At 65.7% G+C, this 9008-nt stretch carries 8 protein-coding genes and 1 pseudogene; 7 read left to right on the top strand and 2 right to left on the bottom strand.

The annotated features are described in order from the left end of the window. Window positions 1-326 (top strand): annotated as a pseudogene (locus A2J02_RS28325) (NADP-dependent oxidoreductase); the annotation flags it as partial. 38 nt (window positions 327-364) lie between these two features. Here A2J02_RS28325 and A2J02_RS17425 read toward each other — a convergent pair. Next, window positions 365-1912 carry an AMP-binding protein gene (locus A2J02_RS17425; RefSeq protein WP_068051573.1) on the bottom strand — a complete coding sequence of 516 codons (1548 nt, stop codon included), beginning with the start codon at window positions 1910-1912 and terminating at the stop codon, window positions 365-367. A gap of 130 nt (window positions 1913-2042) precedes the next feature. Here A2J02_RS17425 and A2J02_RS17420 point away from each other — a divergent pair, with 130 nt between their 5' ends. From A2J02_RS17420 to A2J02_RS17395, 6 genes are read left to right on the top strand one after another with little or no spacing between them, the layout of a single operon-like run. Continuing rightward, on the top strand, window positions 2043-3071 hold the full coding sequence (locus A2J02_RS17420; protein WP_269454893.1) for a thiamine pyrophosphate-dependent dehydrogenase E1 component subunit alpha: 1029 nt from the start codon (window positions 2043-2045) through the stop codon (window positions 3069-3071). Window positions 3072-3090: 19 nt separating this feature from the next. Next, on the top strand, window positions 3091-4125 hold the full coding sequence (locus tag A2J02_RS17415; protein WP_068051571.1) for an alpha-ketoacid dehydrogenase subunit beta: 1035 nt from the start codon (window positions 3091-3093) through the stop codon (window positions 4123-4125). Between the two features lie 2 nt (window positions 4126-4127). Continuing rightward, a complete protein-coding gene (locus A2J02_RS17410) occupies window positions 4128-5564 on the top strand; it encodes a 2-oxo acid dehydrogenase subunit E2 (protein ID WP_068051569.1) in 1437 nt (478 codons plus the stop codon). A gap of 14 nt (window positions 5565-5578) precedes the next feature. Next, window positions 5579-5965: a Zn-ribbon domain-containing OB-fold protein gene (locus A2J02_RS17405; protein WP_068051567.1), complete on the top strand. Its 387-nt coding sequence runs from the start codon at window positions 5579-5581 to the stop codon at window positions 5963-5965. Further along, on the top strand, window positions 5962-7116 hold the full coding sequence (locus A2J02_RS17400; RefSeq protein WP_082898987.1) for a thiolase family protein: 1155 nt from the start codon (window positions 5962-5964) through the stop codon (window positions 7114-7116). The genes A2J02_RS17405 and A2J02_RS17400 overlap by 4 nt, the downstream gene beginning before the upstream one ends. A 13-nt stretch (window positions 7117-7129) precedes the next feature. After that, a complete protein-coding gene (locus A2J02_RS17395; protein WP_068051565.1) occupies window positions 7130-8380 on the top strand; it encodes an acyl-CoA dehydrogenase family protein in 1251 nt (416 codons plus the stop codon). A 17-nt stretch (window positions 8381-8397) separates the two neighbouring features. On the opposite strand, the gene A2J02_RS17390 is transcribed toward A2J02_RS17395, so the two are convergent. Continuing rightward, window positions 8398-9008, bottom strand: a 611-nt coding sequence (locus tag A2J02_RS17390; protein WP_197478053.1) for an acyl-CoA dehydrogenase family protein, incomplete at its 5' end; no start/stop codon positions are given.

Genomic DNA, 9008 nt, shown 5'->3' with positions numbered 1-9008 from the left:
GCGACCACCTCGTGGCTGCACTGTCTGCGCTTCGTCAGCAAGGCCGCGTCGCCCTGTGCGGAATGATCTCGAACGGTGGTCCGGACAGTCCACCTCTGGACCGTCTGATCGAGGTGATCCTGAAACGGATCACCATGAGAGGCTTCATCGTCCGTGATCACGAGGATCTCAGGAGCGAGTTCGAGGATTGCGTCGCCGGCTGGCTCGCTGCCGGCGAGATCGTGGCCGAGTCCACGATCCACGAGGGCCTCGACAACGCGGCAAGCGCATTCGTGTCCATGCTCGGCGGCGGAAACGTCGGCAAGATGCTGGTCCGGGTGTCCTGACCCGCGTCGTCCCGACGGACCCGACATCTACCCGACGTCTATCCGGCGATGGTCCGGTCGGTGTCCCAATACGGCGCTCGCAGTGCCTTCTTGTCGAGCTTGCCCATGACGTTGCGCGTCAGCTCGTCGACGATCACGTAGCGCTTGGGGCATTTGTACGATGCCATCGACGCCTTGGCGAACCTTTCGAGTTCGGTGATATCGAGTGGTGTATTCGGTTCCGGGACAATCAGAGCCAGCAGGGCTTCACCGAAGTCGGCATCCGGTACTCCGATGACTGCGACCTCCGCCACGGCAGGGTGTGCGGCCAGAACTCGTTCGCTTTCGGCGGGGTAGAGGTTCACGCCTCCCGACACCACCATGTCGGCGACTCTGTCGGTGATGAAGACGAACCCGTTCTCGTCCACGTAGCCGACATCGCCCAGCGTTGCCACACCCGGCAAAATGTAAGCGGCTGCGGTCTTCTCGGGATCAGCGTGATACACCACACTGCGTTCCGGCGGCGTTCGGAAGCCCAGCACCCCGACCTGCCCGCGGTCGAGTTCGGTTCCGTCGGCGTCGACCACGACAGCCTCGAAGGGCGGTACTGCCCGCCCGACCGATCCCGGGTGCGTGAGCCAGTCCGGCGAGGCGATCTTGCACACCGTCCCGATTTCGCTGCCGCCGTAGGACTCCACCAGAACCGGACCGAACCAGTCGATCATCGATCGCTTGACGTCCGGCGGGCACGCCGAGCCGGTATGCGCGACGTACTCGAGACTGGAGACGTCGTACATCGAGCGAATGTGGGTATCGAGTCCGAGCAGCCGCTGGAAGTGCGTCGGAACCATCAACGTGGACGTGACGCGGTGGCGGTCGATCGAATCCAGCGTTCTCTCGGCGTCGAAACGTCCCAGCACCACCACGGGGTTGCCGGAGAGCAGATGCCGAACGGCGGTCAACGGCCCGTTGTGCTGAAGTGGTCCCACGACCAGGTGAACCCCGTCCGGGTAACCCGACCGCGCGGCCACCGCGTCGGCAAATTCTGCAGCGCTCTGGCCCGTGGCCGGTAACCAACGCACCTGGGTGCCTCGGGCACGGCCGGTGGTGCCGGATGTGTAGACCAGAGGCGGACGTGCGGGGCGCTGGGTCGGAGGTGTGGATGCAGACGCAGCTCGTTGCGGCGCGACGGCCACCGACCAGGCCACCGTGTCGACGCCACCGTCGCAGCCGTGCGCAATCACTTCGCGTAGGCCCGCGGTGGCCGCTGCGGCGCGGGCCGAGGCAAGGCCGGCCGGACCGGTCACCACCGCGACGGTTCCGGAGTCGAGGAACTGCTCCGACATCTCGTTCGGTGTCAGCTGACGGGAGATCGCGACGGTACCGACCCCCCGCGCGATGGCCGCCACGTGCGTGAGCAGGGTCGGAGCGCAGTTCTCGCCGATGACGGCGATGCGATCGTCCGAATCGGGGGCGATCTCGAGAAGGAGCTCGCCGAGCGCCTCGAGGGCGCTGAGCAGGTCGGACCACGTCATCGAGGTGGTGTCGTCCGTCAATGCCCGGCCTGATGGCTCGACTCGTGCTCGATCTCTGATTCGGTCGAGCATGGGATCGATCCTCCAAAGGTGTGACGCGGCGGGCTGAAGTAACTTTATAGTGATTCTACTTACATTGCGCTAGTGTGGGGCCCATACTGGTGAAGACGTAAACAAAGTCTGCAGAGAAGAGGTGTACGTGGTGACTTCGACCGCGACCGACCCGACCCGCGAGGCCGTAGAGCCCGTGGGGTCGAACGATCCGACGCCGAGCAGGGAGGTTCTGCTCGATCTGCACCGCAGGATGGTGCGCATCAGGCAGTTCGAGACCGAGGCCGGCCGGTTGATGGAGGGCGGTCGGATGCCGGGCTTTCTGCATCTCTACGTCGGCCAGGAGGCGGTCGCAGCCGGCACGATGTCCAATCTCAGGGACACCGACCAGATCACCTCGACCCACCGCGGACACGGTCATGCCGTCGCCAAGGGTGCCGAATTCAAGCCGATGTTCGCCGAGTTGTTCGGCCGCGTCGACGGTTACTGCAAGGGCCGCGGCGGCTCCATGCACATCAACGACCTGTCGATCGGCATGCTCGGTGCCAATGGCATTGTCGGAGGCGGTATTCCGATCGCCGTAGGTGCTGCGTTCGCGGCCAAGTACCGCGAGGAGGATTCGGTGGCGGTCCCCTTCTTCGGCGACGGAGCGAGCAACATCGGGGCGTTCCACGAGGCGGCCAACATCGCCGGGATACTCGGGTTGCCGGTGGTCTTCGTCTGCGAAAACAACGGATACGCCGAGTTCACGGCACTCCGTGACCACATGAAGCTGGAGAATGTGGCCGATCGCGCTGCGGCCTACGGTTTTCCGAGCGAGATCTGCGATGGAATGGACGCGATCGCCGTGCGGGCCGCAGTCGGTCGCGCGGTCGAGCGAGCGCGAAACGGTGGCGGTCCGACCCTGGTGGAAGCCAAGACGTATCGGTACTACGACCATCAGGGTGTGAAGGGTCTGCGCAAGACGTACCGCACCGCGGAGGAGGTCGAGGCCTGGAAGGAGCGCGATGCCATCAAGTTGCTCGAAGCGCGGGCGGTGACCGAGGGGCTCGTCACCGAAGCCGAATTCGCGACCGTCTGGGCCGAGGTCGACGCCGACATCGCAGAATCCGTGAGTTTCGCCGAGGCCAGTCCGTATCCGGATCTGGCCGACTTCGCCCTCAACGTCTACAGCGACTGAAGATCTGAAAAGGCTGAGAATGTCTACTGCAACGGAATCACCCAACGCAACCGCGACGGCACCGGCCGCTGCGGGCAGAGTCACCACCTACGTCAAGGCCTACAACGAGGCCGTCGCCCAGGTCATGCACGAAGACGAGAACGTCTTCGTCGCCGGCGAGGACGTCGCGGCCTACGGCGGCGTCTTCCACATGTACGACGGGCTGCTCGCCGAGTTCGGATCGCGCCGCATGGTCGACACTCCGATCGCCGAGATGGGTCTGATCGGACTCGGCGTCGGGGCGGCCGCACGTGGTCTACGCCCCATCATCGACATCATGTTCATGGACTTCCTGGCCGTCGCGCTCGACCAGGTGGTCAACCAGGCCGCCAAGATGAAATTCATGTACGGCGGCGACGTCAAGGTCCCCATGGTCATCGCAGTCGCATACGGAGCCGGAGTCAGTGCGGGCGCACAGCATTCACAGAGCCTCGAGGCCTGGTTGGCTCATACGCCCGGCCTCAAGGTGGTCATGCCGTCGAACGCGTACGACGCCAAGGGACTGATGGTTTCGGCGGTACGTGACGACAACCCCGTCGTGTTCATGCTCAACAAGGTCCTTCTCGGTGCCCGCGCCGAGGTTCCAGAGGACGTCTACGCAATCCCGCTCGGCGAGGCGTCCGTCCCGCGAGAAGGCGAGGACGTGACCATCGTGGCGTTCGGCCGCATGGTCTCCGAAGCGCTGAAAGCCGCGGACATCCTGGCCGAGTCCGGGGTGTCGGTGGAGGTCGTCGATCCTCGCACGGTCCAGCCGCTGGACACTGCCACCATCGTGAGGTCCGCGTCGAAGACCAACCGCATTCTGGTGGTGCACGAGGCAGTGACTTTCGGCGGAATCGGAGCCGAGGTGGCCGCGCAGATCCAGGAGGAGGCGTTCGACTACCTGGACGCGCCCGTCCTGCGCGTCGGCGCGCCCTTCACGCCTGTGCCGTTCAGCACTCCACTCGAGAAGGCCTACGTTCCCGACGCCGACCGCATCGTCGCGGGTGCACGCCGTCTCCTCGAAAGGAACTGATCGTGGCTCAGCAGATCGTGCTGCCGAAGCTGGGTCTGACGATGCAGGAAGGCGTGATCGGCGAGTGGGTGGCCGAATCCGGCCAGCGCATCGGTCTGGGCGACGTTCTTCTGCGCCTGGAAACGGACAAGGTCGATGTCGATGTCGAGGCAGAGGCCGAGGGAATCCTGGCGACGACCGCGCAGGCCGGTGACGTCTTGCCCGTCGGCGCGGTGATCGGGTGGCTTCTCGGCGACGGGGAAACGGCACCGGGCGTCGACGCGGCGGTCGTGACCGCGGACGAAGCGGCCGCCGCCGACGGTGCCACCGCCGCCGTCGAGACCGAGGTGCCCACCCTGGGCAGCGACTCACGAATCAAGTCGTCTCCGAATGCCCGTCGGGTCGCTGCGATGTCCCACATCGATCTTGCCCGTGTACGGGGTTCCGGCCCCGGCGGACGAATCGTGTCCGAGGACGTCGAGGAGTTCCTCGCGGCAGTGCCTGTTCACGAGAAGGTAGCGACACCCGAAGCAGCGCAGGCACAGAAGGCGGTCGGTGCGGACCGCGCGGCCGGACAGTTCGTCGGACCGGTACTCCGTCGTCGGGCAGCCGAGCTCGGAGTCGATCTCGGCGAGCTCGTCGGATCCGGTGTCGGAGGTCGAATCACGAAGGGCGACATAGAGACTGCCGCCGGTCGCAGTGTTTCGGTCCCGGTTGGCGCGCAATCGGCAGAAGCGGACGCGCCTGCCCGCACGACCGGCCCGAAACCCGGCGACATCATCCCGCTGAAGGGCATGCGAGGCGCCATCGCTCGCAACATGCTGGACAGTCTGCACTCCATGGCACAGCTGACGCACGGCTACGAAGCAGATGTGACCGCACTGGTGAAGATCAGGGCGGAGCTAGGAGCCGAGTCGGCGTCAAGCGGGTCGAAGCCGCCCAGCCTCAACGCCTTCGTTGTCAAGGCCGCAGCGTTGGCGCTGAGGGAACATCCCCTGTTGAACGCGGGAATCGCCGACGAGAAGGTGACGTTGTTCGAGGCCATCGACATCGGCGTCGCCGTGTCGGTCGAGGGTGGTCTCGTCGTTCCGGTCGTCCGGGGAGCGGATTCGTTGTCGATCGGCGCAATCGGCGCTCGCACCACGGAATTGGCGACAGCTGCCAGGACGGGGAGGCTGGGATCGTCCGACATGGAGGGTGCGACGTTCTCGGTCAGCACGCTCGGGGCGTACGGAGTCGACTTCTTCACGCCGGTCATCAATCCCGGCAACGTGGCGATCCTCGGAGTCGGCAGAGTGAAGGACGGATTCCGTTGGGAGGGGCACACTCCCGTCAAGACTCAGGTGATGACTCTGAGCTTGACGTTCGATCATCGGGCCGTGGACGGAGCTCCCGCGGCGGAATACCTCCGTACGGTGAGCGAGATCCTGGCGCGTCCGCTGAGCCTGTTGGCGGACTAGGCGAGCGGTAGGAGATGGAATCGACTGCGATCGACGACAGGCTGTTCGTCGAACTCGACCCACCCTTGTTGGCCGGGAGTTCTTGTGGCGACTGCGATGTGGTCGTCTTTCCGGCAGCCCATCGGTGCCCGGGGTGTACCGGCGAGTACGTCACGCGCATCGCGCTGCCGAACCGAGGAACGATCTGGACGTGGACCACCCAGGCGTTCGCGCCGAAACCGCCGTACCAGCCGTCGTCGTCGGGATTCGAACCGTTCGTCGTCGGATACGTCGATCTCGATGCGGTTCTGGTCGAGTCGCGAATAGTCGGTGAGGTCGCGATCGGTGACGAGGTCGAGTTGCGTCTGCTCGACGTCGGTGGGGGCCAGGTCACGTTCGCCTTTGCCAGGGTGGTCTCGTGAGTCCGGCCGACATCTTCGTCGTCGGAGCGGGGATGCATGCCTTCGGGCGGCACGACGGTGTCTCCGGCAGGGACATGGGTGAACACGCACTTCGTGCCGCACTGAAAGACGCCGGAATCGGGTGGTCCGATGTCGATGCGGCCGTCGGTGGCAGCAACGTCTCCGGCAAGCCCGACTCGCTGGTGTCTCGGCTCGGGCTGACCGGAATCCCGTTCACGACCGTCAAGAACGGCTGCGCCACAGGGGGAGTCGCGCTGTCGACCGCGGCCGACATGCTCACCGCCGGTCGAGCGGGGATCGTCGCAGTCGTCGGTTTCGACAAGCACCCGCGAGGAGCATTCGCATCCGACCCAGCGGCCTACGGTCTCGACCCCTGGTACGCGCAGACCGGTCTGATGGTCACCACGCAGTACTTCGCCATGAAGACTCGTCGGTACCTCCACCGGTACGGACTCGACGAGTACGCCCTCGCCGCGGTATCCGAGCGGGCCTTCGCCAACGGGGCCGCGCATCCGATGGCATGGCGTCGCACTCCGCTGACCTCTGCGCAGGTTCTGGCGTCCCCGATGATCAACGACCCGCTGACCCAGTACATGTTCTGTTCGCCGGGCGAGGGCGGTGTGGCACTGATTCTCGCTCGGGGTGAGCGGGCACACGACATGTGCGAGCGGCCGATTCGGCTGGCATCCGTCGAAGTCCGAACGAGACGACCGGGATCCTTCGAGGTCTTCTCACCCTGGTTGACCACCGATCCGGTGCACAGCCCGAGTATCGACGCGGCCGCGTCTGCATTCGCCGGAGCGGGTGTGGATCCGGCCGACGTCGATGTGGCGCAGTTGCAGGACACCGATTCCGGGTCCGAGTTGATCCACATGGCCGAAACCGGGCTCTGCGAGCACGGTGAGCAAGCACAGTTGCTCGGCTCCGGAGCGACCGACTGGGACGGCGACCTTCCGATCAACACCGATGGTGGATGTCTGGCCGGAGGTGAGCCGATCGGCGCATCCGGATTGCGGCAGGTGCACGAGGTGGTGCGTCAACTGCAGGGTCGAGCGGACGGGCGTCAGGTGCCCGGCGGGCCGACCGTCGGATTCACGCATGTCTACGGGGCACCGGGTCTGTCGGCCTGCACCGTGCTGACGAGCCGATAGCGAAAGGCGAACCATGACAGAGGTTGTCGACACCGTTCCCGAGTTGGCCGATTTCCGGTCGGAGGTCCGCTCGTGGTTGAGCTCGATCCTCCCGCCGCGGCCGACCCCGTCACCGGACGACCGGCCGGACCTGGCCGTCTTTCGCAATCTGTCAGATGACGACGAGTCGGCCTTGCTCGACGCCGTCAGAGAATACCGTCGCAGGCGTTTCGATGCAGGCTACGGCGCGGTGACGTTGTCGGTCGAGCACGGTGGACGCGGGCTTCCCGCGTCGTTCGCATCGGCCATCGCCCAGGCCGAGCGCGAGTTCGATGTTCCGCCTTCGACCGAACTCATCAGTGTCACGACGGGTCTCGTCGGTCCTGCGGTCGCGATGTTCGGGTCCGACGAACAACGTGAGACCTACGCGAATCCACTGCTGCGCACGGATTTGCTGGCCTGTCAGCTCTTCAGCGAGCCCGGTGCCGGCTCGGATCTGGCGGCTCTGGGATGCCGTGGGGTGCGCGACGGTGACGAGTGGATCTTCAACGGGCAGAAGGTGTGGTCGTCGGGCGCACGGTTCGCAGACCTCGGGATGCTCCTGGCCCGCACCGATCCCGACGTGCCCAAGCACAAGGGAATCACCGCGTTCCTGATTCCACTCGACCTCGAGGGCGTCGAGATCCGCCCGATTCGGCAGATGAGCGGGGGCGCATCCTTCAACGAGGTGTTCCTGCACAACGTTCGAGTTCCCGACAGCATGCGCCTGGGCGACGTCGGCGCGGGGTGGAAAGTTGCCGGTGCGACTCTGGCTTTCGAGCGCACCGCCTCCGGTTCGGTGACCCGCAAGAAGGGCGGCTCGGTCGCAGAGTTGGTGACTCTCGCACAATCCCTCGGCGTGGCCGGCGATCCGCTGGTGCGTCAGGACATCGCCGACGTGTACATCCGATCCGAACTGCGCGCCGCCACCGCCGACAGGGTAGCGAGGGCCGCTGCGGCAGGGATCTCGCCGGGACCGGCCGCGTCGGTCGGAAAACTGATGGCATCGGACGTGCTGAGCAGGATCGGCGAGATTGCCGCAGACCTGTTGGGAGAGAACATCTCCGCCCGGGTGAACGACGACCTCTTCGCGTGGTCCGAGCACGTGTTGGGTAGCCCGGGTTACCGGCTGGCGGGCGGCACCGATCAGATTCAGCGAACCATCATCGGCGAAAGAGTGCTCGGCTTACCGTCCGAGCCACGGGAGAATCGTGATCGGCCGTGGTCGGGGCGCGACAAGCGCTGATCTACCGGGTGGAGGTCTCACCAGGCGAGGGCGAGGGCCAGACGTTCCCGATGGAACGCGGAACCACCGAAGAGTTGAGCGTCTGCGCGTGCACGTCGAAAGTACAGGTGGCAGTGGTGCTCCCAGGTGAAGCCGATGCCGCCGTGCAGTTGCACCGCCTCGGCCGTCACCGTTCGGTACGCGTCCGAGCACCACGCCTGGGCAACCGAACCGGCTTCGGTGCGGTCTTCGGCTTCGACCGCGCGGGTCACCGCTGACCGACTCGACTCCACCAGCACCAGTAGGTCTGCGAGCGAGTGCTTCACCGCCTGGAAGCTACCTATCTCGCGGCCGAACTGCCGTCGTTCCTTGGCGTACCGGACCGTGGCATCGAGACTGGCCTGGGCACCGCCGAGCTGCTCGGCGGCCAGCACTATGCAGGCGAGGTCGAGGGCCGGAAGTAGTGCGGTCGCAGCGCTGCCGCCAGTCGTGAGACGTCGTGCCGAGGTATCGGTGAGGGTCACAGAGGCCTGAGCGCGGGACAGATCCAGTGTCTCGACGCGGTCGATCAGTGAGCCGTCGGCAGACGCCTCGAGGACGAAGACATCGGGGCCGTCGGGAGTTGCGGCCACGGTCACGATCCATCGCG

This window comes from Rhodococcus sp. EPR-147, from assembly GCF_001647185.1.
In the GTDB taxonomy this organism is placed as follows: Bacteria; Actinomycetota; Actinomycetes; order Mycobacteriales; family Mycobacteriaceae; genus Rhodococcoides.
This window is presented reverse-complemented; position numbering and strand designations above follow the sequence as displayed.